This window comes from Lentzea californiensis (assembly GCF_024648825.1).
GTDB classification, from domain to species: Bacteria; Actinomycetota; Actinomycetes; order Mycobacteriales; family Pseudonocardiaceae; genus Lentzea; species Lentzea californiensis.
This window is the reverse complement of the sequence record NZ_JANBBE010000001.1, coordinates 295,575-319,944: the sequence shown is the minus strand read 5'-3', so window position 1 is coordinate 319,944 and position 24,370 is coordinate 295,575. Positions and strand designations below refer to the sequence as shown.

The 24,370-nt window shown below is 70.2% G+C and carries 24 protein-coding genes; 22 read left to right on the top strand and 2 right to left on the bottom strand.

Translation table 11 applies throughout. The annotated features are described in order from the left end of the window. Positions 1-23 precede the first annotated feature (23 nt). From LX88_RS01690 to LX88_RS01635, 12 genes are all read left to right on the top strand, one after another. Positions 24-2,687 carry an AfsR/SARP family transcriptional regulator gene (locus tag LX88_RS01690; protein ID WP_258946144.1) on the top strand — a complete coding sequence of 888 codons (2,664 nt, stop codon included), beginning with the start codon at positions 24-26 and terminating at the stop codon, positions 2,685-2,687. A 107-nt stretch (positions 2,688-2,794) separates the two neighbouring features. Continuing rightward, entirely contained in the window at positions 2,795-4,609 is a 1,815-nt protein-coding gene (locus LX88_RS01685; protein WP_258946143.1) for a type VII secretion-associated protein, read from the top strand. A 22-nt stretch (positions 4,610-4,631) separates the two neighbouring features. Next, complete coding sequence (locus tag LX88_RS01680; protein ID WP_258946142.1) at positions 4,632-5,018, top strand: hypothetical protein; 387 nt, start codon at positions 4,632-4,634, stop codon at positions 5,016-5,018. 145 nt (positions 5,019-5,163) lie between these two features. Further along, positions 5,164-5,472: a WXG100 family type VII secretion target gene (locus LX88_RS01675; protein WP_258946141.1), complete on the top strand. Its 309-nt coding sequence runs from the start codon at positions 5,164-5,166 to the stop codon at positions 5,470-5,472. Between the two features lie 71 nt (positions 5,473-5,543). Continuing rightward, a complete protein-coding gene (locus tag LX88_RS01670; RefSeq protein WP_258946140.1) occupies positions 5,544-5,828 on the top strand; it encodes a WXG100 family type VII secretion target in 285 nt (94 codons plus the stop codon). 255 nt (positions 5,829-6,083) lie between these two features. Continuing rightward, positions 6,084-6,527 (top strand): 50S ribosomal protein L13, encoded by a 444-nt coding sequence (gene rplM / locus LX88_RS01665; RefSeq protein WP_030478339.1) that lies wholly within the window; start codon positions 6,084-6,086, stop codon positions 6,525-6,527. A 26-nt stretch (positions 6,528-6,553) separates the two neighbouring features. Then, positions 6,554-7,162: a 30S ribosomal protein S9 gene (gene rpsI / locus LX88_RS44145; protein WP_258946139.1), complete on the top strand. Its 609-nt coding sequence runs from the start codon at positions 6,554-6,556 to the stop codon at positions 7,160-7,162. Between the two features lie 192 nt (positions 7,163-7,354). Further along, the gene (gene glmM / locus LX88_RS01655) at positions 7,355-8,689 is read left to right on the top strand and encodes a phosphoglucosamine mutase (protein ID WP_258946138.1); all 1,335 of its coding nucleotides are present in this window, start codon (positions 7,355-7,357) and stop codon (positions 8,687-8,689) included. 19 nt (positions 8,690-8,708) lie between these two features. Beyond that, positions 8,709-8,975 carry a hypothetical protein gene (locus tag LX88_RS01650; protein ID WP_258946137.1) on the top strand — a complete coding sequence of 89 codons (267 nt, stop codon included), beginning with the start codon at positions 8,709-8,711 and terminating at the stop codon, positions 8,973-8,975. A 173-nt stretch (positions 8,976-9,148) separates the two neighbouring features. Continuing rightward, a complete protein-coding gene (locus LX88_RS01645; RefSeq protein ID WP_090074386.1) occupies positions 9,149-9,442 on the top strand; it encodes a hypothetical protein in 294 nt (97 codons plus the stop codon). A gap of 6 nt (positions 9,443-9,448) precedes the next feature. Next, entirely contained in the window at positions 9,449-12,193 is a 2,745-nt protein-coding gene (locus LX88_RS01640; RefSeq protein WP_258947668.1) for a hypothetical protein, read from the top strand. An 8-nt stretch (positions 12,194-12,201) separates the two neighbouring features. Then, complete coding sequence (locus tag LX88_RS01635) at positions 12,202-12,627, top strand: hypothetical protein (RefSeq protein WP_258946136.1); 426 nt, start codon at positions 12,202-12,204, stop codon at positions 12,625-12,627. A 75-nt stretch (positions 12,628-12,702) separates the two neighbouring features. On the opposite strand, the gene LX88_RS01630 is transcribed toward LX88_RS01635, so the two are convergent. Beyond that, positions 12,703-13,539 carry a dienelactone hydrolase family protein gene (locus LX88_RS01630; RefSeq protein WP_258946135.1) on the bottom strand — a complete coding sequence of 279 codons (837 nt, stop codon included), beginning with the start codon at positions 13,537-13,539 and terminating at the stop codon, positions 12,703-12,705. A gap of 134 nt (positions 13,540-13,673) precedes the next feature. Here LX88_RS01630 and glmS point away from each other — a divergent pair, with 134 nt between their 5' ends. The 9 genes from glmS (at position 13,674) to tsaD (ending at position 22,315) form a co-directional block, all read left to right on the top strand. Beyond that, positions 13,674-15,533 (top strand): glutamine--fructose-6-phosphate transaminase (isomerizing), encoded by a 1,860-nt coding sequence (glmS, locus tag LX88_RS01625; protein WP_258946134.1) that lies wholly within the window; start codon positions 13,674-13,676, stop codon positions 15,531-15,533. Further along, positions 15,534-16,919 carry an NAD(P)H-hydrate dehydratase gene (locus tag LX88_RS01620; protein ID WP_258946133.1) on the top strand — a complete coding sequence of 462 codons (1,386 nt, stop codon included), beginning with the start codon at positions 15,534-15,536 and terminating at the stop codon, positions 16,917-16,919. A 37-nt stretch (positions 16,920-16,956) separates the two neighbouring features. Continuing rightward, positions 16,957-18,042, top strand: coding sequence for an alanine racemase (gene alr, locus LX88_RS01615; RefSeq protein WP_258946132.1), 1,086 nt, complete (start codon positions 16,957-16,959; stop codon positions 18,040-18,042). Next, positions 18,039-19,136 carry an alpha/beta fold hydrolase gene (locus LX88_RS01610; protein ID WP_258946131.1) on the top strand — a complete coding sequence of 366 codons (1,098 nt, stop codon included), beginning with the start codon at positions 18,039-18,041 and terminating at the stop codon, positions 19,134-19,136. The genes alr and LX88_RS01610 overlap by 4 nt, the downstream gene beginning before the upstream one ends. Next, entirely contained in the window at positions 19,133-19,594 is a 462-nt protein-coding gene (gene tsaE, locus LX88_RS01605; protein ID WP_258946130.1) for a tRNA (adenosine(37)-N6)-threonylcarbamoyltransferase complex ATPase subunit type 1 TsaE, read from the top strand. The genes LX88_RS01610 and tsaE overlap by 4 nt, the downstream gene beginning before the upstream one ends. 63 nt (positions 19,595-19,657) lie before the next feature. Continuing rightward, positions 19,658-19,975, top strand: coding sequence for a hypothetical protein (locus LX88_RS01600; RefSeq protein ID WP_258946129.1), 318 nt, complete (start codon positions 19,658-19,660; stop codon positions 19,973-19,975). A 156-nt stretch (positions 19,976-20,131) separates the two neighbouring features. Continuing rightward, a complete protein-coding gene (gene tsaB / locus LX88_RS01595) occupies positions 20,132-20,812 on the top strand; it encodes a tRNA (adenosine(37)-N6)-threonylcarbamoyltransferase complex dimerization subunit type 1 TsaB (protein ID WP_258946128.1) in 681 nt (226 codons plus the stop codon). After that, on the top strand, positions 20,809-21,267 hold the full coding sequence (rimI, locus tag LX88_RS01590) for a ribosomal protein S18-alanine N-acetyltransferase (protein ID WP_258946127.1): 459 nt from the start codon (positions 20,809-20,811) through the stop codon (positions 21,265-21,267). The genes tsaB and rimI overlap by 4 nt, the downstream gene beginning before the upstream one ends. Then, the gene (tsaD, locus tag LX88_RS01585; RefSeq protein ID WP_258946126.1) at positions 21,260-22,315 is read left to right on the top strand and encodes a tRNA (adenosine(37)-N6)-threonylcarbamoyltransferase complex transferase subunit TsaD; all 1,056 of its coding nucleotides are present in this window, start codon (positions 21,260-21,262) and stop codon (positions 22,313-22,315) included. The genes rimI and tsaD overlap by 8 nt, the downstream gene beginning before the upstream one ends. Here tsaD and LX88_RS01580 read toward each other — a convergent pair whose 3' ends face one another. Then, a complete protein-coding gene (locus tag LX88_RS01580) occupies positions 22,316-23,821 on the bottom strand; it encodes an alkaline phosphatase D family protein (protein WP_258946125.1) in 1,506 nt (501 codons plus the stop codon). It lies immediately after the preceding gene. A 175-nt stretch (positions 23,822-23,996) separates the two neighbouring features. Between LX88_RS01580 and groES the strand changes: the two genes are divergently transcribed. After that, complete coding sequence (gene groES, locus LX88_RS01575; RefSeq protein ID WP_053737364.1) at positions 23,997-24,290, top strand: co-chaperone GroES; 294 nt, start codon at positions 23,997-23,999, stop codon at positions 24,288-24,290. Positions 24,291-24,370: the final 80 nt, after the last annotated feature.

The following is a 24,370-nucleotide window of genomic DNA, read 5'->3' as shown; positions in this document are numbered from 1 at the left end:
TGCCTGTGATCTGGGGGTGTTGCGTGCGCGCTGAGTACCGTGTGCTGGGGCCGCTGGAGGTGCTGCTCGACGGTGAACCGGTAGCAGTCCCCTCCGGGCAATGTCACCTGTTGCTGGCCGCGTTGTTGTTGCGCCCTAACCAGTTGGTGCTGGTGGACGAGCTGGTCGACCGGCTGTGGGACGGCGCCCCGCCGAACGCCGACCGTGCGCACAAGACGCTGCACATGGTCGTGCGGCGGTTGCGGGTCGCGCTGGGCGAGGCCGACTGCGTGCAGACCCGGACCGGTGGCTACGTCGCCGTGGTCGAACCGGACCAGCTGGACCTGCTGCGGTTCCGCGCCCTCGCGGGTTCGGGTGACTTCGGTGCGGCCGCGGCGTTGTGGCGTGGGGCGGTTCTCGGCAACGTCGCGTCGGACGTCCTGCACCGCGAGGACGTGCCGCGGCTGGTCGACGAGCGGCTCACGGTGCTGGAGCGGCGCATCGACGCCGATCTGGACAGCGGGCTCTCCGGTGAGCTGGTGGCGGAACTGAGGTCGCTGGTCGCCGATCACCCGTTGCGGGAGCCGTTCTGGTCGCACCTGATGCTCGCGCTGTACCGGTCGGGCAACCAGGCCGAGGCGCTGAACGCGTACCAGGACCTGCGGAACAGGCTCGCGGAGGAACTGGGCGTCGATCCGTGTCCCGCGCTGCAGGAGCTGCACCAGCAGATCCTGCGAGCCGAGGTGGCACCCGGCAAGCGCGTGCAGGTGCCACGTCAGCTCCCGCACGGTGTGCGGAACTTCGTGGGCCGTGAGGACGAACTCGGGGAACTCGGCACGGCGACAGGCGTCACCGTGGTGCACGGCGTCGGTGGCGTCGGCAAGACCGCGCTGGTGCTGCACTGGGCTCGCGACGTTCGTGATGACTACCCGGACGGCGACCTCTACGTGAACCTGCGCGGGTTCGATCCCGAGGTTCAGCCGGTCGATCCCGCTGTCGTGGCGGAGACGTTGCTGGCCGGGCTCGGCGTGGACGAGGTCCCGGCCGGCGCGGACGCCCGGTTCGCGTTGCTGCGCACCACCTTGGTCGACCGGAGGCTGTTGCTCCTGCTCGACAACGCCGCGTCGGCGCGCCAGGTCCTCCCCCTCCTGCCCGCGGCGACCGGGGTGCGGGTGTTGATCACCAGCCGCAACCAGCTCCGCGCGCTCGTCTCACAGCACGACGCGACCGCGATCGGCCTGCGGGAGCTGGACTTCGACGCGGCGCGGTCGTTGCTCGCGGTCGTGCTCGGTGAACGGCGGCTCGATGCCGAACCGGAGGCCGCTCACGAGATCGTCGAACGCTGTGCCGGACTGCCGCTGGCGCTGCGCGTGTTCGCCGAACGGGTGGCGCGCTTCCCGGACGTGCCGCTGCGGGAGTTCGTGGCCGAGCTGCGCAACGAGCGGCTCGACGCGTTCAGCGACTTCTACGACGTGGACGTCCGTGCGGTGTTCTCGTGGTCGTACCGGGCGTTGGATGACGAGTCGGCGCGGATGTTCCGGCTGTTGCCGGTGCACCCCGGCCAGGACTTCGACGTGAGCGCTGCCGCCGCGCTGGCCGGGGTGTCGGTGGCGCAGGCCAGGCGGCTGCTGGAGAGGCTGGTCGCCGACGCCCTCGTGCAGACGCGTTCACCTGGGCGTTACAGCCTGCACGACCTGCTGCGCGCCTATGCGGCCGAGCTGTGCGGTGACGACGAAGCAGCCGCGCTGAGGGTCGCCGAGTGGTACGTCCACACCCTTGAGAACGCCGCTCTGGTGGAGAACCCGATCGCGTTGGTGAGGGCCGGTGAGGTCACGTCGGGCGTGGTGCCGCGGGGGTTCTCCTCGCGGTCCGACGCGCTGGCGTGGGTGCGGGAGGACTGGGACAACCTCCGTGCGGTGCTGCACGCGGCCGTGGCACGCGGGTGGAACCGGCTCGCGCTGCTGATCCCGACGCACTTGGAGAGGTTCCTGGTCTACAACCGGTCGCGCTGGTCGGAAGGGATCGAGATGCTGGAGGCGGTCCAGACCTTCGGGACTGCCCGCGAGCAAGGGTTCCTGCTGCTCAAGCTGGCTGCTCACTACTCGGACCTCGAACGCCTGGACGACTCGCTGGTCTGCTTCGAGGAGGGACTGCGGTTCGTCCGCGAGTCGGGGGAACGGACCGCGGAGGCGGCTGGTCTGATCAACATGGCCGCGCTCCAGCGCAAGCTCGGTCAGATGGAGGAGGCCCTCGGCACCTCGTCCATGGCGGCCGAGATCGGTGTCGAGCTCGGGAACGGGTACATGGAGAGCGCTGCGCTCTCCAACATCGGCTTCCTGCTGAACGCGCTCGGCCGCCACGAGGAGGCTCTCGTCGTGGCCGAACGCGCCATCGTCGTCGTGACCGAGTTGGACGACGAGCACGAGTACGTGCTCGCGCGGATGCAGGTGGTGCGGGGCAGGGCACTCGCCGGGCTTGGACGGCATGCCGAAGTCGTGGCCGTGCTCGGCCCCGCAGCCAAGGCCCTGGCCGAGTTCGCCGACTCCGACAGCGAATCTGTGGCTCTGCAGGACCTGGGTAGCGCCCTGATCGAGCTCGACCGGCGTGCGGAAGCCGCCGTGGCGTGGCGACGTGCAGTGGATCTCTTGCGTGAACTGGACGAGGACCAGGCTGAGGCACTCGCGGCCAGGCTGGCCGAGTTGGAGTAGTCGGAACGCCCCGGTGCTCGACCTGGTCTGGAATGACCGACTTCGCCATCCGTGTCGTCCACGTCAGTCGCATCGGGTAAGCATGTGCGCGGAAGAGGGGAAGGTGCATGAGCCTGCACGTCGCGGTCGACTTCGGCACGTCGAGCACCTGTGTGGCGATCTCCGCGAACGGGCGGGAGCCGCAGGTCGTCGTGTTCGACGGCCAGCCGCTCGTGCCGTCCGCCGTGTTCGCGGCCGCCGACGGCACGTTGTTCGTCGGCCAGGAGGCCGAACGCCAGGCGGCGGTCGATCCCTCGCGCTACGAGCCGCACCCGAAGCGCCGTGTCGACGAGGGGGAGTTGTTGCTCGGCACCACCGTGCTGCCCGTTGTGGACGTTGTGCGGGCGGTGCTGGCACGAGCTGTGGGAGAAGCACGGCGCGTTGGTGGCGGAGCGCCTGTCGACCTTCTCGTCCTCACCCACCCCGCGGACTGGGGTTCCGTCCGCACCCGCGTCCTGCTGCAGGCGGCCCGCGGGCTCGGCCGCGAGGTGGTGCTGGTGCCCGAACCCGTCGCCGCCGCCGTCTTCCACTCCGCGAGCCACTCCATTCCGGACGGTGCCGCTCTCGCCGTGCTCGACCTCGGTGGCGGCACGGTCGACGCGAGCGTGGTGGCGCGGGCGGGCAAGAGCTTCCGGGTGCTGTCCGCGAAGGGCGACCCGAGCTTCGGCGGCGCGGACATCGACCAGGCGTTGCTCGACCACGTCGGCGGGCTGGTCGGGGCCAAGGACCCCGAGGCGTGGCGGCAGCTCGTCGAGGGCCGCGAGATGGCAGACCGGCGCAAGCGGCGGGTGCTGCGGCAGGACGTGCGCGGCGCCAAGGAGACGTTGTCCCGGCACGCCTACACCGACGTGCCGATGCCGCCGCCGTTCCCCGACGCGCACCTGACGCGCTCGGACCTGGAGCAGCTGATCGCCGCGCCGATCAGCCGGGCGGCCGCGCTGGCCGGTGCGGCGGTCCGCGACGCCGGTCTCGCGCCCCATCAGCTGGCCGGGGTGTTCCTGGTCGGCGGGTCCAGCCGGATCCCGCTGGTCGCGAGGATGGTCCACGAGCAGATCCGCGTGGTGCCGACGAGCATCGACCAGCCGGAGACGGTGGTGGCCAGGGGCGCGCTGAGGGCGGTCAGCCTCGACCCGGAACGGACCGGCGGTGTGGCCAAGGCGCCTCAGCCGAAGGGCCCGCCGGGTGAGGTGACTCACAACCTGCGGGTCGGCGACGAGGCCACCCGGAAGATCACCCGCCGGATCACGCCACCGCCGTCCGGGCAGTTCCCCGTCTCGTTCCCCACGGCCTCGCCACCGCCGCCGCGGAAGAAGAGCAAGGCGCCTCTGTTCATCGCCATCGGTGTCGTGGTCGTGCTCGCGGCGGCCGGCGTCGGCGGCTACTACTGGTTCAAGCCCAGGGGGACGCAGGAACAGCCTGCTCCGCAGGGCGACCGGATCGCCGTCTACGACTACAGCTTCGCCCGGCCGGACGGGTGGGAGCAGACGGGCGGCGCCGCACCCGTTCGTCAGGTGCTTTTGCAACCGGTCGACCGCAAGAATTCCGATGGCAAACAACCGGAAGCGCGCATTGCTGTGCAGGAGCAAATACTCGAGTACGACAGTGACGCGGATCGTCCTCGCGCGCTGAGTGAGTTGAAGAACACCTTTGAACAACGCAAGGAGAAAGGCGATGAGGTCGCCGGCTTCTCCGAAGAGACCACATTTGCGGGCAAGTCTGTTGTTCACTATCGCGAAGTGGTCGGGGCGACCGGTGTCGACTGGTACATCCAGTTCGCTGGCAAGCACCAGGTGAGCGTCGGGTGCCAGGCGGTGGAAGCCGCAAAAGGCCAGGTCAACGCCGCCTGCGAGCAGATCCTCCGCTCGCTCGTCATCAAGTCGTAGCCGCACTGCCAGGGAGTCGCCGATGTCCGCCACCGAAGTCCTCGCCCGGTTCCGCGCCGAGGTCGGAGCAGCGGTCACCCGCGCCCGCCGCGCGTCGGGTGAGATCGGTGAACGCAACGCCAAGCTGCGGGAACGCACGCGTGACCTGGCGGCATCGGCTCGTGAACGCAAGGTCGAGCCTGGTGGTCAAGCCACCCCTGCCGACGTCCGGGAGGCTGCCAAGGGGTTCCGCACCGACCGCGGGCTGGCCGTCGAACAGGTGCCGGACGCCGCCGAACTGACCGCGCCCGTTCCAGTTGAGACGGAACAGGTGACTCTGGGTTCCGCGGCCGTCGCCGGTCCGAGCGGCCAGCTTCCCCGTGTGGGTGACGATGACGAGGACTTTTCGCAGTCGCGAATCCTCTATTGAACCTTCTCGCGCCTGTGGCCCGTTTACTAGAGCAACTACTTGGAACCATCTCGGGACAGGACGGAACCGACGTGGCAGGGTGCTCGTCGGAAGAGGCGTACGAAACAGGCGTTACGACCTATCCGCCAAACTAAGGGGATCTGCAATGTCGGGTTTTCTCGCAACTCCGGACGAGATCGCGACTCTGGCCAAGGACGTCAACAACGCCAAGGCTGAGTTCGACGGCATCCTCCGCTCGGTTGGCTCGACGTGCGAGTCGCTGCGGAGCTCCTGGGACGGTCCTGCGGCCGTGGCGTTCAGCCAGCTGATGCTGCGTTACCAGGAGAGCCAGACCAAGCTGCAGCAGGCGCTCGAGGTCATCGGCGAAGGCCTCGCCGGCACCGCGCAGGACATGGACGTGCGTGAAGAGGAGCAGGGCTCGGGGCTGGGCAGCATCGCCAACCGCCTCGGCTGATCTTCCGGTTCTCGCTGGGCAAGCACCTCTTCATCCACAGACTTCTTCAGTACTTAAGGGGATAAAACGAAATGGCGATCAAGGTCACTTTCGCTGAGCTGCAGAACGCTTCGTCGCAGATCTCCAGCGCGGAGCGCAAGATCACCGGTGAGCTGGAGGCCCTGGAGGGTCGCGTCAAGAACGTGCTCGCCGGCTACGACGGTGAGAGCTCCGCGGCCTACAACGAGGCCCAGCGCATGTGGGACACCGCCGCCGCCGACCTGGCGCAGGTGCTCTCCTCCATCGGTGTCGCCGTCCAGCAGGCCGCCGAGGCCTACCAGCAGGGTGAGCAGAAGAACGCCGCCCGCTGGAGCTGAGCCCACTGGCTAGTCGCAACACCTCGTGAGCCCCGGAACCACGTGGTCCGGGGCTCACGTACGTTCAGGGGAAGGCGCTTAAGAGGGGCCGTTTTGGTCCCGGCGCCTCCCATCCGGTATCTTCTGTCGTTGTTGTGCGGTAGCTGGCGCCCATGTGTGCCGCGCCTGTTCCGGAACCACCGCTTGGTTCGTCCAAGATCGGTCTGGGGCAACCGCCGCAGTGACCCCAGACGCAAGTGACGACGAGGTAGATCCGTGCGCACGTACAGCCCGAAGCCCGGTGAGGTGACCCGCACCTGGCATGTGATCGACGCCCAGGACGTGGTGCTCGGCCGGCTCGCCACCCAGGCCGCGACGCTGCTGCGCGGCAAGCACAAGCCGACTTATGCGCCTCACGTTGACACTGGTGACTTCGTTGTCATCATCAACGCTGACAAGGTCGCCCTGACCGGCGCGAAGCGCGACCAGGCGTTCCAGTACCGCCACTCCGGCTTCCCCGGTGGTCTGCGCAAGCAGTCCTTCGGCGAGGTCCTGGACACGCGTCCGGACCGCCTGGTGGAGAAGGCGATCAAGGGCATGCTGCCCAAGAACCGCCTTGGCCGTCAGATCGCGAACAAGCTCAAGGTCTACGCAGGCGCGAGCCACCCGCACGAGGCGCAGCAGCCGCAGGCCTTCGAGATCAAGAAGATCGCCCAGTGAGCGACGAGAACACCGAGGAAGTTCCTGTGACCACCCCTGAGAACGAGACCCCTGAGGTCGAGACCCCCGAGGTCGAGGCCGAGGTTGTCGAGGCCGAGGTCGTCGACGCTCCTGAGGCCGATGAGGCTCCCGAGGCTGTTGAGGCCGACGCCGACGCCGACGCCCCCGTGGCTGACGCTGACGACGCCGACGAGGCCGAGGTCGAAGAGACCTCCGCGCCGGTGGTCGCACTCTCGCTGAACGGCGCCGCGCACCTCGCGCAGACCGTCGGCCGCCGCAAGGAGGCCGTCGTCCGCGTCCGCCTCGTGCCCGGCACCGGCAAGTTCACGCTGAACGGCAAGACCCTCGAGGCCTACTTCCCGAACAAGGTGCACCAGCAGCTCATCAGGGAGCCGCTCGTCACCACGGAGAAGCCCGAGACCTTCGACGTGATCGGCAACCTGCACGGCGGCGGCATCACCGGCCAGGCCGGTGCGCTGCGTCTCGCCATCGCGCGTGCGCTGATCGCCATCGACGCCGAGGACCGTCCGGTCCTCAAGAAGGCCGGCTTCCTCACCCGTGACCCGCGGGTCAAGGAGCGCAAGAAGTACGGTCTGAAGAAGGCCCGCAAGGCGCCTCAGTACTCCAAGCGTTGATGCCCCACCGCGGGGCGAGCCGTGTCTGCGTTCGTCAGATCACTGCTCTTCCGCGGTGAGTGCGGGGACACCCGCACTCCGAGCGTCATCCAGCTATACCTGCGGGAGCAGCAGTTCACCACGAACTGCTGCTCCCGCAGTGTTTTCCGGGTCCTTTTCCCGCCGCCTCGCAGTGTCCAATTCGGAGGATTCATGGCCCGCCTGTTCGGCACCGACGGTGTGCGCGGTCTCGCGAACGCCGATCTCACCCCTGAGCTCGCGATGTCCGTCGCCGCCGCGGCGGCGCGCGTGCTCGCCGAGCACGACCGCACCCACCGTCCGGTCGCCGTCGTCGGCCGCGACCCCAGGGCGAGCAGTGAGATGCTCGATGCCGCCGTCACGGCGGGGCTCACCTCGGCCGGTGCGGACGTGCTGCGCGTCGGCGCTCTGCCCACCCCCGCCGTCGCGCACCTGGTCGCCGCGCTCGGCGCCGACATCGGCGTGATGATCTCGGCGTCGCACAACGCGATGCCGGACAACGGGATCAAGCTCTTCGCCGCCGGTGGCCACAAGCTCCCCGACTCGGTCGAGGACGAGATCGAGCAGCACATGGGCTCCGGTTTCGACCGTCCCACCGGGGCCGCGATCGGCCGGGTGCGTGACGTTCCCGACGCCGAGATCCAGTACGTCGAGCACCTGCTCAAGGTCACACCGCACCGCCTCGACGGCCTCAAGGTCGTGGTGGACTGCGCGAACGGTGCCGCGTCGGTGGCCGCACCGGACGCGTACCGCCGCGCCGGAGCCGAGGTCATCGCGATCAACGCGAACCCGGACGGCCTCAACATCAACGACGGGTGTGGTTCCACTCACATCGACGTCGTGGCCGCCGCGGTCCGCGAGCACGGTGCCGACCTCGGCATCGCGCACGACGGCGACGCCGACCGCTGCCTCGCCGTCGACGCCGTGGGCAACCCGGTCGACGGCGACCAGATCCTCGCGGTCCTCGCGATCGCCATGCGCGACGCGGGCGAGCTGTTCGAGGACACGCTCGTCGCGACCGTGATGAGCAACCTGGGCCTGCACATCGCCATGCGGGAGTCGTCGATCCGCCTGCGCACCACCGCCGTCGGCGACCGCTACGTGCTGCAGGACCTCAAGGCCGGCGGGTTCTCGCTCGGTGGCGAGCAGTCGGGCCACGTCGTGCTGCCCGCGCACGCCACCACCGGCGACGGCCTGCTCACCGCGCTGCGCCTGATGGCCCGCATGGCCGAGACCGGCAAGTCGCTCGCCGACCTCGCGTCGGTGATGCGCCGCCTGCCGCAGGTCCTGATCAACGTGAAGGTCACCGACAAGGCGGCCGTCGCCAAGGCCACGTCGGTCAGCGAGGCCGTCGCCGCCGTCGAGGCCGAGCTCGGCGACACCGGCCGCGTGCTGCTGCGCCCGTCCGGCACCGAGCAGCTCGTGCGGGTGATGGTCGAGGCCACGAGCCACGAACAGGCCCAGACTGCCGCGCAGCGCCTGGCCGGTGTGGTTTCCTCGGTGCACTGAGGACCGTAGGGGGCTGGGGATGACCATGTTGATGTTGCTCGTACTCCTGGTGCTGCTGGGAGGTGTGACGGCGGTCGTCATCGCCGTTGTCGCGGCTTCGAAGCGCAAACCGGTCGCCCAGCCCCCGTTCCCACCCGGTCACGGGTATCCGCAGCAGCACCCGTACCCCCAGCAGCAGGGCTTTCCGCAGCAGGTTCAGCAGCCGTACCCGCCTCAGGGGTACCCGCAGCCGCAGCAGCCCCACTCGCAGCAGGGTCCGCCCCCGCCCCCGCCGAACGGCTGGTGACCGGCGCCTCCCACTGATCAGTGGTGATCATCAGCGCCTTGCGCCGAATGGCTGTTTACTAAGGCAACCGACATCGTGGAGCTCCGGTCACCGTGTGATCCGAGCTGGCACTGTATGGCGGAACCCGATGAGACCGAATTGCGTCAGATCGGGGACAAAGGGGAGGCGAGCGGATGTCCGGGTTCGGCGTGCAGTCCGGCGATTTGACCAAGACGGCGGGGACGTACGAGGCAGAGGGATCAGCCCTGATCCAGATGAAGGCCGCGGCCGTGCCGGGTGTGGGAGCCGGGCAGGTCGGCCGCAAGTTCCAGGGCGTCGCCGCCGAGTACAAGGCCTGCTTCGACCTCTTCGGCCAGGACTTGGAGAAGTTCGGCCAGGAGGCGACCGGCATCGCCACCCGCCTGAAGGACGTCGCCAAGACGTACGAGTCGAACGAGGCGCAGACCTCGAGCCAGTTCAAGGGGTAACGAGTCGTGGCGGATCAGACCGAGATCAAGAAGCTCCTCGACGACCCGAACGTCACTCCGGAGACCAAGAAGCAGCTCGTGCGCGCCCTCGCCGGCGCCGGCGCTCCCCAGGAAGAGGTCGAGCGCTACGGCAAGGCGAACGGTGTCGACGTCCCGGACGACCCGAGCACGGGCGACCACGTGGTGGGTGTGCTGCTCGCGGCGCCGACGTTCGGCCTGCTCGAAAGCAACAACATGCGCAAGGAGGCCGTGCACTCGGCCTTCACCATGGATGGCAAGGACGCGGACGAGCTCGTCAAGAAGGCGGGCGAGGAACGCGAGCTCGGCGCCACCCAGAAGGTGCTGAACGAGCAGGGTGACGTGCCGAACAGCAACGTCCTGCTCGACGCCGGCGCCCCCGGACTGCGGTTCTTCGAGAAGTTCGTCCCGATCTACCCGAAGGCCGCGCAGGCGTGCGGTCACGGTGGTGCCGCGCCGGACCTCCAGGGTGAGATCTACCGCAAGTACGACGAGGTCCGCGACATCGACTTCGCGAAGTTCCGCGAAGACGCGCACAAGCTCACCGAGAACGTCAAGAAGGCGGACGCGCACGACAACGCGCTGGGCGCCGCCTGGAACGGGCTCGGTTCCTGGGAGGGTGCCGCCTCGAAGGCCGCGGGCGAGTACAGGGCCAAGTTCGCCGGCGCCTCGAAGACGTTCGTGCAGCAGGCGGGCACGGCTCCCGGCGCGATCACCGCCGGCGTGACGAACATGCAGAAGCACGTCAAGGACTTCGCGCAGCAGATCCACGACCAGTACTCGGAGAAGTGCGGCGGTCTGACGGTCGAGGAGGCCGAGACCGCGATCCGCCAGGCCAACGGCGACATCTTCGAGAACGACGCGGGCATCCTCGACGGACTCTCCGGCCTGCCCGGCTGGGTCGTCGGCGGTGTCGTGGGCGCTCTCACCGGCGGCATCCTGTCGGGCGTCCTCGCGGGTCTCGGCTGGGACTCCTGGGTCAAGGGCCGGCGGGAATCCATCATCAACGAGGCCAAGCAGAAGCTGAAGGCGCTCTGCGAGGAGTTCGACGGCAAGAAGAAGGCGTTCGACGGCTACTGCCAGGCCGTGCAGGCGGGTGTCGACGCCGACTACAAGGCCATGTTCACGGCCCTGAAGAACGCGTTCAAGGACACGTTCGGCCCGATCGGCGACGCCCCGGCGTTCTCCGACCAGGGCGGCGGCCGCCAGAAGGTCAACGACGGCGGCGGCGGTGGCGGCGGCAGCCCGAGTGGCGGTGGCAGCCCGAGCGGTGGCGGCAGCCCGAGCGGTGGCGGTGGCGGCGGCACGCCGGAGATCCCGAAGCCGGAGAACCCGCTCGACAAGGACGGCGACGGCAAGCCCGACGTCCCCGGTGACACCGACGGTGACGGCAAGCCCGACGACCTCGACGGCGACGGCAAGCCCGACGAGCCCAAGCCCGAGGAGAAGCTCGAGACCGTCACGGTCACGGCCGGCGACAACACGATCAAGGTCACGGAGCCCGACTCGAACGGGCACGTGAAGATGACGATCGACACGCCGAAGGGCGAGCCGAAGACCTACGACCTCGACTTCAGCAAGAACCCCGAGGCCGCCAAGGCCCTGATGGGGCAGAACGGCACGCAGGCCATCACCGCCATGGCCAACCAGCTCACCGCCTCGAACCCGACGGCGGGCGGGCAGACTCCCGCCGCCGGTGGCGCCCCCGCACCCGGTGGCACCCCGGCGCCCGGCGGCGGAGCGGCTCCGGCCGCGGGTCCGCTCGGTTCGGAGTCGAACCCGATCCCGGTCGAGGTCGGTGCGGACGGCAAGATCCACATCGAGCAGGACGGCGTCAACTTCACCGCCGAGGTCAACGCCGACACCGGCGAGATCAACCTGACCGCGGACGACGGCGACGGCACCCCGGACAAGATCGGCGTGAGCTTCGGCGAGGACGAGAACCCCGCCGCGCAGACCCCCGGTTCCGAGTCCGGTCCCGGCGGTGGCGGCTCCGACGGCGCCAGGCTGGAGGACGGCCTGCGCACCCCGGAGAGCGACTTCCCGGAGCCCGTCACGACGCTGCCGGCCGAGGCTGTCACGACGTTGCCCGCCGAAGCTGTCACGACGTTGCCCGCCGAGGCCGGGTTCCAGCCGATGCCGGCGCCCGCCGGTGAGCAGGTCTGGAGTGCGCCGGGAGAGGCCGCGCCGAACGTGGCAGAGCGCTTCCAGGACTCGGCGGCCCGCAGCTACATCGAGGACAACGGCATCATGCCGAGCCTCGGCGAGCCCAGGGTCTCCGCGGAGAACCCGCAGTTCGCCCAGGCCTCGGACAGCACGACGACGTCCGGCGTCTCGTTCACGGGTGGCGGCAGCGAGTCCGTGCTCGGCAGCTCGAACGCCGACAGCGCGTGGAGCAGCCCGAACGCGGGTGACAGCAACGGCGGCTCGTTCACCACGAACCCCTCCGAAGCGGCTCAGCCGGGCGCGGCGAACCTGCCGTCCATGCAGGACGGCAGTGGCCAGGCGCCGAGCGGTGCCGCCTCCGGCGGCATGATGGGTGGCGGCGGCATGATGGGCGGTGGCATGCCCGGCGGAGGGGCAGGCGGCCAGCAGGGCGGCGACTCCGAGCGCGGGGCCAGCCAGTGGCGCACCACGGGCACGTTGTTCGACGACGACAACAGCAACCCGCTGAGCGCCATGCAGACCACGCTGGGTGAAGACCGAGGAGAGGCCGCCAACCCATGGCGATGATCGGGGAAGTGGATCCGCGCGTCCAGGCGTTGTTCGACGAGAACATCGCCAAGACCCGCCGTGCCACCGCCGAGGTCTCGGCGGAGCTCAAGGCGAGCCAGGACAAGGTGGCCGCCGACATCGCGGCTCGCGAGGAAAAGCACAAGCAGGACGTCGCGGCCGCTCAGAAGAGCGCCCAGAACCTCGTCGAGCAGGGCGAACGGCAGCAGTCGCGCAAGCCGCAGTGGGACCGTCCCGAACGCGGCGCCGGTGAACTGGCGTTCGGCCCGGAGGACGACGACGGCTACGCGCCGCCGCCGCAGGCGCCCACTCCGCCGCCGCTTCCGCCCGTGGTTCCGGCCCCGGTCGTGCCACCGCCTCCGCCGGCCCGTCCGCGGCGCGCGGCGCCGGTGGACGACGATGACGACCTGAGCGGCCAGACCTGGTTGAGCTGACAGTTCGCCAGTCTCAGGTGAACGCACGCGGGGACCTTTCGTACTCACATGCAGTACGAAAGGTCCCCGCGTGCGTTAAACAGCGTGTTGGCGGGGCAGGGCTTCCCGCTGGAACACGAGGTTCGCGTTCTTCAGGTCGCTGTCGAGCAGGTCGTCGTAGGCCCGGTCGCCGGTCAGCACGCGCAGCATGAACGCCGTCACGAACGCGCGGCCGAGCTTCTGCGCCCCGCGCTCGGCGCTGCCGTCCAGCATGAGCTCGCTCCAGTGCCGGCCCTCGGTGAAGCCGAGGTGCGAGGCCTTGGGCAGCAGCCGCAGTTGCACGGGGCCGCCCCACGCGGACGCGATCGCCTCAGCGTGGCCGACGGGTGGTGCGATGCGGTCCTCGCCCGCCGCGAGGTGCAGGCCGGGCGCGCGGACCTCGCGGGCCGCGTCCAGTGCCGAGGGACGCGTCTCCGTTGCGGCCAAAGTCACAACGGCCCGGACCCTGTCCGCCGTGGACGCTGCCAGCACGGCCGCGCCGCCGCCCATCGAGTGTCCGGCCAGTGCGAGCCGGGCCGGGTCGACGCTGATCTCGCCGGTGCCGAGCCGCACTCCGGTGCAGATGTCCAAAGTGGTCAGCAGGTTCGCCGCCAGCACCCGTGACGACAGCAGCGGGCCGCGCTCCACGGCCGGTGCCGCGGCGACCACGCCCCAGGAGGCCAGGTGCCGCAAAAGGCCGTGGTAGCGCCGTACGGGCTGCATCCAGCCGTGTCCGAACGCGAGGGCGGGCAGACCGAGGCCGGACTCGGGCGTGAAGATCACGCCCGGCAGGCCGACGAGCGCGAGGTCGCCGCGCAGCACGGGGTGCGGGCCGGGCCTGCTGAGCTGCTCGAGGGCCTGTTTCGCGGTCAGCGTGATCACGCGGCGAGCCATGTGGTGAACCGTAGTCGATCCTGTCGTCCGCACCACACCTGAGATTGGTCTACACCACACGTGGGTTTGACCAGCGCAAACAGAGCGCTCTCACTCATTAGGGTTAGCGGCGTGGTCTAGCTAGTCTGTTTCCCGTGTGCGGAATCGTGGGATACGTGGGTCACCAGTCGGCGCTCGACGTCGTGCTGGACGGGCTGAGGCGCCTCGAATACCGGGGTTACGACTCAGCGGGCGTCGCGGTCGTGACAGGCGACGACCTCGCCGTCGAACGCAAGGCCGGACGGCTGCAGAACCTGGAGACGAGGCTCGACGAGGTGGGTCGCGAGAACTTCGCGGGCACCGTCGGCATGGGCCACACCCGGTGGGCGACGCACGGTGCGCCGATCGACAAGAACTCGCACCCGCACCGCGACACGACCAACCGTGTCGCCGTGGTGCACAACGGCATCATCGAGAACTTCCTCGCGCTGCGCGCCGAACTCGAGGGCCTCGGCGTCGAGATGGCGTCCGACACGGACACCGAGACGGTCGCGCACCTCGTGGCGTTCGCCTACGCCGAGGGCGACACGAAGGGCGACCTGCCCGCCAGCGTGCGCAAGATCGCCCGCCGGCTCGAGGGCGCTTTCACGCTCGTGATCACGCACGCCGACGAGCCCGACCAGGTCGTCGCCGCGCGCCGCAACTCGCCGCTGGTCGTCGGCGTGGGCGAGAACGAGTACTTCGTCGCGAGCGACGTGGCCGCGTTCATCGCGCACACCAAGGAAGCCGTCGAGCTGGGCCAGGACCAGATGGTCGTGCTGAGCCGCTCCGGCTACGAGGTCACCGACTTCGACGGCGAGGTCGCCGAGGCCAAGCCGTTCACGGTCAACTGGGACCTCAGCGCCGCCGAGAAGGGCGGCCACGAGTACTTCATGCTCAAGGAGATCGAGGAGCAGCCGGAGGCGCTGGCGAACACGCTGCGCGGCCACTTCGCGAACGGCCGGATCGTCCTCGACGAGCAGCGCCTCTCCGACCAGGACCTGCGCGACGTCGACAAGGTCTTCGTCATCGCCTGCGGCAGCGCGTACCACTCCGGCCTCGTCGCGAAGTACGCGATCGAGCACTGGACCCGCCTGCCCGTCGAGGTCGAGCTGGCCTCCGAGTTCCGCTACCGCGACCCGGTGCTCGACCGCGACACGCTCGTCGTCGCCGTCTCGCAGTCCGGCGAGACCGCGGACACGCTGGAGGCAGTGCGTCACGCACGCGCGCAGAAGGCCCGCGTCCTGGCCGTCTGCAACACCAACGGCGCGCAGATCCCACGCGAGTCCGACGCCGTGCTCTACACGCACGCCGGGCCGGAGATCGGTGTCGCGTCGACGAAGGCGTTCCTCGCCCAGATCGCCGCGAACTACCTGGTGGGCCTGGCCCTGGCACAGGCGCGCGGCACCAAGTACCCGGACGAGGTCGCCCGCGAGTTCCACGAGCTGGAGGCCATGCCCGAGGCCGTGCGGCGCGTGCTCGGCACGGCCGAGCAGGTCCGTGCACTGGGCCGTGAGCTCGCCGACTCGAAGGCGGTGCTGTTCCTCGGCCGTCACGTCGGCTACCCGGTGGCCCTGGAAGGCGCGCTCAAGCTCAAGGAGCTCGCCTACATGCACGCCGAGGGCTTCGCGGCCGGCGAGCTCAAGCACGGTCCGATCGCGCTGATCGAGGAGAACCTCCCGGTCGTCGTGGTCATGCCGTCACCGAAGGGCCGTGCCGTCCTGCACTCGAAGCTGGTGTCGAACATCAGCGAGATCCAGGCCCGCGGCGCCCGCACGATCGTGATCGCGGAGGAGGGCGACGAGACCGTGCGCCCGTTCGCCGACCACCTGATCGAGATCCCGGCCGTCCCGACGCTGCTGCAGCCGCTCATCTCGACGGTGCCGCTGCAGATCCTCGCGGCCGAGATCGCGTCCGCCCGCGGCTACGACGTGGACAAGCCTCGCAACCTGGCGAAGTCCGTTACCGTCGAGTGAGTGAGAGGCGTCTGGCACACCGAACGCGTCAAGTCCGCTGAAGAGGAGCTCATGGCGGTCGTCCCGCCGGGCTCACTGATGCGCAAGGCCGCGTTCGGTGTGGCCACCCACGCCCTCAGGCTCCTGCAGGGCCGCCGCCGGGTGACGTTGCTCGTGGGTGCGGGCAACAACGGCGGCGACGCCCTGTGGGCCGGCTACTTCCTGCGCCGACGCGGGGCCGCGGTGTCCGCCGTGCTCCTGTCTCCGGAGAAGGCCCACGCCGAAGGCCTCGCCGCGTTCCGTCGAGCGGGCGGCCGGATCGTCGCCGACGTCGGCACCCCTGATCTCGTGATCGACGGCATCGTCGGCCTGTCCGCGCGCGGCCCGTTGCGCCCGGCCGCCGCCGCTCTGGTCGAGAGCGTCGAGGTCCCGGTCCTCGCGGTGGACCTGCCGTCCGGCATCGACCCGGACACCGGCGAGATCTCCGGCCCGCACGTGAAGGCGCACACCACCGTCACGTTCGGCTGCCTGAAGCCGGTGCACGCGCTGGCGGACTGCGGTGACGTGCACCTGGTCGACATCGGCCTGCGGCCGGTCGACCCCGACTTCGTGCTGCTCGACCGCGCGGACGTCGCCTGGCCGGTGCCGGGCCCGTCCGACGACAAGTACACCCAGGGCGTCACGGGAGTGGCGGCCGGCAGCACCACCTATCCCGGTGCCGCGGTGCTGTCGACCGGCGCCGCCGTGCTCGCGACCTCGGGCATGGTCCGCTACGCCGGTCCGGCCGCCGACGCCATCCGCGCCCGCTGGCCCGAGGCGATCTGCACCGGCTCGATCACCGACGCCGGCCGCGTCCAGGCCTGGGTCGCCGGCCCCGGCATGGGCACCGGCAGCTCGTCCGCGGACGTCCTGCGGTCGGTGCTCGACGCCGGTGTGCCGGTGATCGCCGACGCGGACGCCATCACGCTGCTCGCCTCGGCCCCGTCGCTCTGGGACGCCCGCGACCCCGACGCCGCCCTCGTGCTGACCCCGCACGACCGCGAGTTCGAACGCCTGGCCGGCCCGGTCGGCGCGGATCGCGTCGCGGCGGCCAGGAAGGCCGCGCAGCGGTTCAACGCCGTGGTGCTGCTCAAGGGCCATCGGACCGTCGTGGCGGCGCCGGACGGACGGGCGCTGGTCAACTCGGCGACGTCGTCCTGGCCGGCGACGGCAGGGTCGGGCGACGTCCTGTCCGGCATCATCGGCGCCCTGCTGGCCGCAGGCCTGGACCCGTTCCTGGCAGCGGGTTACGCGGCGTACGCGCACGTGCTGGCGGCCGAACTGGGAGCGGACGGGGCGCCGTTGCCCGCCTCAGGTCTGATGGAAGCGATCCCGGCGGCGATCCGCGCGCTGCGAGTTGCGCCATAGTCCCTGTTCCCGGCTGTCATGGCACGATGAACAGGTTATGGCCCGTTCAGAAGTTGTCGTCGACCTAGGCGCGCTGCGGCACAACGTCGCCCTGCTCGCCGGTCTCGCCCCTGCCTCCGAGACGATGGCCGTCGTCAAGGCGGACGGCTACGGCCATGGAGCGGTGCAGGTCGCCCGCGCCGCCCTCGAAGCCGGTGCCACCTGGCTCGGTTCGTGCTCGACGCAGGAAGCCCTCGCGTTGCGTTCGGCGGGCATCCAGGCCCCGGTCCTGGCCTGGCTCGACACCCCGGACGAGGACCTGGCGGCCGGTCTCGCGGCCGACGTGGACATGTCCGTGTCGTCGCTGTCCGGCCTGCGCCGGATCGAGCAGGCAGCGCTGGAGGCCGACGCACGGCCGCGGCTCCACCTCAAGATCGACACCGGGCTGAGCCGCAACGGCTGCCAGCCCCACGACTGGCCCGAGCTCGTCGAGGCCGCGAAGCAGCACGAGGTCGTCGCCATCTGGTCGCACCTCGCGTCCGCGGACGAGATCGGCGACCCGTCCATCGACCTGCAGGCCAAGCGGTTCGACGACGCCTACGAGGTCGCGAAGGCCGCCGGTCTCGACCCGAAACGGCACATCGCCAACTCGGCGGCCCTGCTGACCAGGCCCGACCTGCACTTCGACATCGTCAGGCCCGGCATCGCCGTATACGGGCTGAACCCCGTGCCGACCGATCACGACCTGAGGCCGGCCATGAGCTACCGGTCGCACGTGGCGCTCACGAAACGTATCCCCGCAGGTGAGTCGGTCTCCTACGGGATGACATGGACAGCGCGGACGGACACGACGCTGGCACTGGTGCCGGCCGGGTATGCGGACGGTGTCCCGAGGGCGCTCTCCGGCCGGATGGAGGTGCTCCTGGACGGGAGGCGCCGCCCGGTGGCCGGCCGTGTCTGCATGGACCAGATCGTCGTGGACTGCGGGGACGACGAGATCGCGGAGGGTGCCGAGGTCGTCCTGTTCGGCGACGGGAGCCGCGGGGAGCCGACGGCGACGGAGTGGGCGGAGCTGACCGGGACGATCGACTACGAGATCGTCTGCGGGATGTACCGGCCGCGGGTGCGGAGGATCTACACGTGAAGCCGGTGTGGAAGGTCGTCGGGTGGGTCGGTGGTGCGGTCGGCGCCGTCGTCGCCGGTGCGGCCGTGGCGCAGACCGCGAAGGTCTCGCACCAGCGCAAGAACGCGACGGACAGCCTCGCCGACGAGCCGTTAGGCCAGCTGAGGCCCGATCGCGAGTCGACGGTGGCAGCCGAGGACGGCGTGCCGATCTCCGTCGAGGAGGTCGACCCGGCGGACGGCGGCGAGCCGGACATCACCGTCGTGCTGGTGCACGGGTTCGCGCTGGACCGCCGCTGCTTCCACTTCCAGCGCCGCGACCTCGCCGAGCTGATCGATCCCCGCGTCCACCAGGTGCTCTACGACCAGCGCGGCCACGGCCGCTCCGGGAAGTCCTCCGCCGAGAACAGCACGATCGACCAGCTCGCGCTCGACCTCGACTCGGTGATCCGCGCGGTCGTGCCGGAAGGTCCGCTGGTGCTCGTCGGCCACTCCATGGGCGGCATGACGATCATGGCGCTGGCCGAGAAGCACCCCGAGCTCTTCGAGGACCGGGTGCGCGGCATCGCGTTGATCGGCACCGCGGCCGGCGCCGTGGGCGGCGCGGGGCTGCCGAAGTCCGTGCTGTCGCGGTACAACCCGGTGACGCTCGGCGTGGGCAGGCTCGCGGGCATCCAGCCGGGTTTCGTCGAGTGGGTCCGCAAGGGCACGAAAACCCTGACGTGGAGTGGCATCCGCGCACTGGCGTTCGGCGACCGCAAGGTCGCACCGTCCCTTGTGGACCTCATGGAGCAGATGATCAACGGGACGACGGTGAAGGTCCTCACCGAGTTCCTGGAGACCCTCGGCACGCACGACCGCTACAAGGCGCTGGCCGGCCTGAGGCACTGCGAGGTGCTGATCCTGAGCGGTGACGCGGACAAACTCACGCCGTTCTCGCACGCCGAGCGGATGGCCGAGGAGATGCCGCACGCCACCCTGGTGCGGGCCCCCGGTGCCGGGCACATGGTGATGATGGAGCAGGCTGATCTCGTCAACGACCACCTGGTCGCGCTCGTCGAACGCTGCGCGGCCGATCGCGGAGAGAGTCGGAAGAAGTGGTGGCGCCGAGCGTGAAGACCGTCGAACTGCCCCTGGTGGAGGACACCGAGGAGTTCGGCCGCAAGCTGGGTGAAGTGGTGCGGGCGGGCGACCTGCTGCTGCTCGCCGGGCCGTTGGGAGCGGGGAAGACGGCGCTGGTGCGCGGCCTCGCGCGCGGCCTCGGCGTGCAGGGCCGGGTGTCCTCGCCGACGTTCGTCGTGGCCCGCGTGCACGAGCCCGCCGAGAACGGCAGGGGAGTGCGGCTGGTGCACGTCGACGCGTACCGGCTCGGGGGCCACCTGGACGAGCTGGACGACCTCGACCTGGACACGGACCTCGTCGACGCCGTGGTCGCCGTCGAGTGGGGTGAGGGCGTCGCGGAACGCCTGAACGAAGATCATCTGCTGATCCGCCTCGAACGCGGGATCGACGACGTTCGCACAGCTCAGCTGATCCCGCAGGGCGACTGGAGCTCGCGTCCCCTGCCGGTGTGACGTTGTTCGGCTCTTGGGGTGACGTCCGTTGAGGACGCGACGCCGCCGGCCGATGCACGCTGCATGATCAAGAAGACGCTCTTCGCGACCGCCGTCTTCGGCGGTGCCGTGCTGGCCGCCGCGATCCCGGCGTCCGCTGGTCAGCACGACGAACCCGGCGACCACCTGTGCGCCGCGCCGTGGCAGTGGAACGGGCCGCTCTCGCTGCTGCACGAGAGTCACGCCCCTGGCTACGTCGCGTGCACCCGCGTCGGGGGCGGTTCGCGCGTCAGCGTGCTCGACGCCTGCGACACGCCCTGGAGCTGGAACGGCCCGCTGGAGATCTTCACGGTCGACCGCCCACCGTCCTACGCCGCCTGCGACGGCGACCCGGCTGGCTGACAGCCCCGCGGCGTCGTGGGGGATGGCCGAACGAGCCCATCGGCCATCCCCCACGACGGTCCTCTCCGGACAGCTCCCGTCCGGGCCGCCCGCGACCGCCATCCCGGCCAGAGGCCACGGGATGACCGACACGACCTCGTACTACCCTGGACAACCGTGCTAGTGCTCGCCGTCGACACGGCCACCCCCGCAGTCACCGCCGGTGTGGTCGAACTCGTGCCCGACTCCCTGCCGCGCCTGCTCGCGAAGCGGGTGACGCTCAACGCCAAGGCGCACGGCGAGCTGCTCACCCCGCACATCAGCGACGCGCTCGCCGAAGCCGGCAAGACCTTCGCCGACCTCGACGCGATCGTCGTCGGTGCAGGTCCCGGGCCGTTCACCGGCCTGCGGGTCGGCCTCGCCACCGCCGCCGCGCTCGGCCAGGCGCTCAACCGGCCGGTCTACCCGGTCGCCACCCCGGACGCCCTCGCCAAGGACGCCGCCAGCGGCCACCCGCTGCTCGTCGCGACCGACGCGCGGCGCAAGGAGGTCTACTGGGCCGCCTACGACGCCGCCGGTCGCCGCACGGACGGCCCGCACGTCGAGCGCCCGCAGGACCTGGCCGAGAAGCTGCCGAAGATGGGCGTCCACCAGGCCACGGGTGAGGGTGCCGAGATCTACGCCGACGTCCTCGGCTTGGAGCTGCTCCAAGCGAAGCACCCGAGCCCGGAGGGCCTGGTCGCCGCCGCGGCCGCCGAGGTGCTCGCCCAGGCCCGCCCGGCCGCGCTCACCCCGCTCTACCTGCGCCGTCCCGACGCCGTCGAGCCCACCGGGCGCAAGAGGGTGACCAGGGCATGACCACCGGCACCGTCACGCTCGCGCCGCTGCGGCACGCCGACGTGCCCAGGTGCCACGAGATCGAGCTGGCGCTGTTCCCCGGCGACGACCCGTGGAGCGAGAACGCGTTCCGCAGCGAGCTCGACAACGGCAACTACTACATCGGCGCGTACTCCGACGACGAGCTGATCGGGTACGCCGGGCTCGGCGCCGGAGAGCACGAGGCCAGCGTGCACACGATCGCCGTCGTCGGGCACTGGCAGGGCAGGGGCGTCGGCAAGATGCTGTTGAGGGACCTGCTGGCCCGCGTCGACGAGATCGGCGTGCCGGTCTACCTCGAGGTCCGCACGGACAACGAGCCCGCGATCACGATGTACAAGGCGCACGGCTTCGAACAACTCGGCCTGCGCCGCCGCTACTACCAGCCGTCGGGTGCCGACGCGTACACGATGGGAAGGCCTGCTCAAAGTGTCTGATCGCTTGATTCTGGGCATCGAGAGCTCGTGCGACGAGACGGGCTTCGGCATCGTCCGCCTCGGTCCGGACGGCTCGCTCGAACTGCTCGCCGACGAGGTCGCGTCCAGCGTCGAGGAGCACGCCCGCTTCGGCGGCGTCGTGCCAGAGGTCGCCTCGCGCGCCCACCTCGAAGCGCTGGTCCCGACCATGCGCCGCGCGCTCGACACCGCGAAGGTAGAGCTCTCCCAGATCCACTCCATCGCCGTCACCGCCGGACCGGGCCTGGCCGGCGCGCTGCTGGTCGGCGTGTCCGCCGCGAAGGCGTACGCGGCCGCGCTCGGCAAGCCGCTCTACGGCGTGAACCACCTCGCGGGTCACGTCGCCGCGGACACGCTGCAGCACGGCCCGTTGCCGCAGCGCTGCCTCGCGCTGCTGGTATCCGGCGGCCACTCGCAGCTGCTGCTGATCGAGGGCGGCCTGGCGAACTCGATCACCGAGATCGGGTCCACCGTCGACGACGCGGCCGGTGAGGCGTACGACAAGGTCGCGCGGCTGCTCGACCTGCCGTACCCCGGCGGTCCGCCCATCGACAAGCTCGCCAAGCAGGGCAACGGCTGCGCGATCGCGTTCCCGCGCGGCCTCACCGGCCCGCGCGACGCGAAGTACGACTTCTCGTTCTCCGGCCTGAAGACCTCGGTCGCCCGCTGGGTCGAGCGCGCCGAGCGCGCCGGCGAGGAGATCCCGCTGGCCGACGTCGCCGCGTCGTTCCAGGAGGCCGTCGCGGACGTGCTGACCGCCAAGGCGATCCGCGCCGCGAAGGACCTGGACGTCGGCACGCTGGTCATCTCCGGTGGCGTCGCGGCGAACTCCCGCCTGAGCGGGCTCGCCGCCGAGCGTTGCGCCGAGGCCGGCATCGAGCTGCGCGTGCCGCGGCCTCGGCTGTGCACCGACAACGGCGCGATGATCGCCGCGCTCGGCGCCCACCTCGTCGCGGCGGGTGCCAAGCCGTCCCGGATGGACATCTCGACCACACCGGGCCTGCCGGTCAGCACCGTCCAGATCGTCTGATCAGGTGCTGTGGAGGCCCGGCACCCGGTCCTCCACGGCGAACGACGCCTTGGTGCGCACGGGCGATCCGGGCCTCGTCACGTAGTCGAGACCGCGGAAGTCCGTGCGCAGCTCATCGGGCGTGAACCTGGTGAGCGTGTAACCGCGGCGGTTGTTGAAGTACTTCACGTGCGGGTTCTCGCGCAGCCACAGCGGTGTCTCGGCGTACTCCTCCGAGCCGTCGCCACCGGCCGTGATCGAGGTGGTGACGAGTTCGGTCGCGAGCGTCTTCGACGACGGGTCGTTCCAGCGCTCCTTGACCTCCGCACCCCACGCCGCGTGCACGTCCCCGGTCAGCACGATCGGGTTCCGGACGTCCGCGAACCTCGCCACGACCCGGTCCCGGTCAGCGACGTAACCGTCCCACGCGTCCAGAAGGAACTTGTCGACCTCGCCGGGGATGTAGTCGTACTGCGAGAAGAACACCTGCTGCCCGAGCACGTCCCAGCGCGCCCGCGAGCCGCGGAAGCCGTCGAACAGCCAGTCCTCCTGCGCGGCGCCGAGCATGGTGCGCTCGGGCTCCAGCCGTTCGGGACAGAGCTGCAGCCCGTCCCCGCAGGCCTGGTCGGTCCGGTACTGGCGGGTGTCGAGCAGGTGGAACGTCGCGAGCGCACCCCACCCGATCCGCCGGTACAGCCTCGGTGACCTGCGCAGGGGCATGTTCTCGTAGTAGGCCTGGATGGCCGCGGCCCTGCGCGCGGGGAAGTCCGGCTGGGGCTTGTCCGGCAGCATCCCCGCCCAGTTGTTGTCGATCTCGTGGTCGTCCCAGATCACCGACCAAGGCGCCACGGCGTGTGCCTGCTGCAGGTCGCGATCGGTCTTGTACTGCGCCTGCCGCCGCCGATAGCCCGCGAGCGTCGTCGTGGTCGGGCCCTCGACCTGCCGGACGTTGCCGCTCGGGGCGACGTGGATGCCGCTCTCGTACTCGTAGGTGTAGTCGCCGAGGTGCAGCACCAGGTCGGGCTCGTCCTCCGCGAGCCTGCGATAGGCCGTGAAGTAGCCGTGCTCGTACTGCGCGCACGACGCGAAGGCCATCGTCAGCGGTACCTGCAACGAGCCGGGAGAGGGTGCCGTGCGCGTGCGGCCCGTCCGCGAGAGGTGGTTGAGGGCCTTGAAGCGGTAGAAGTACTCGCGGCCGGGCTCCAGCCCGACGAGCTCCACGTGGACGCTGTGCGCCTCTTCCGGTCGAGCCGTGGTGGAGCCGCGCTGCACGATTCGGGTGAATCGTTCGTCCGCGGCGACCTGCCACGCCACCTCGATCGGGCGGGCCGGCATGCCTCCCAGACCGTCTTCCGCGAGCGGTTCGACGGCCAGCCGCGTCCACAGGACCACCCCGTCGGGTGCCGGGTCGCCCGAGGCCACACCGAGTGTGAAAGGGTCGCTCGGCCGGGCGGATGCGGTGACCGAGAACGCTGTGACTCCGGCCACGCCTGCGAGCAGCAGCGTTCGGCGCGTCAACGAGGACATGCCCTGAATACGGCTCCCGGATGGTGATCGGTTCGGGGGTCTCGTTGAAGGCTTGGCACTCTCATGGGTAGAGTGCCAATTGCACGGCACCAGCACCGCCCCGACCCCCGCGACGGCGGGGTGGCAGGAGCCGTTAAACAAACGAACCTGCCAACGACCCGTGGAGGTCATCCCGGTGAGCGTGAACATCAAGCCGCTTGAGGACAAGATCGTCGTTCAGGCCTCCGAGGCTGAGACGACGACCGCCTCCGGCCTCGTGATCCCGGACACCGCGAAGGAGAAGCCCCAGGAGGGCAAGGTCCTCGCGGTGGGCCCCGGCCGCATCGACGACAAGGGCAACCGCGTCCCGGTGGACGTCGCTGTCGGCGACGTCGTCATCTACTCGAAGTACGGCGGCACCGAGGTCAAGTACAACGGCGAGGAGTACTTGATCCTCTCCGCTCGCGACGTGCTGGCCGTCGTCAACTAAGACGCTCGGCTGTCATGCCTGACGCCCCGGCGCCCCATCCGGGGCTTCCGGGGCGTTTCGCTACCCAGAGAGGCTTTGAG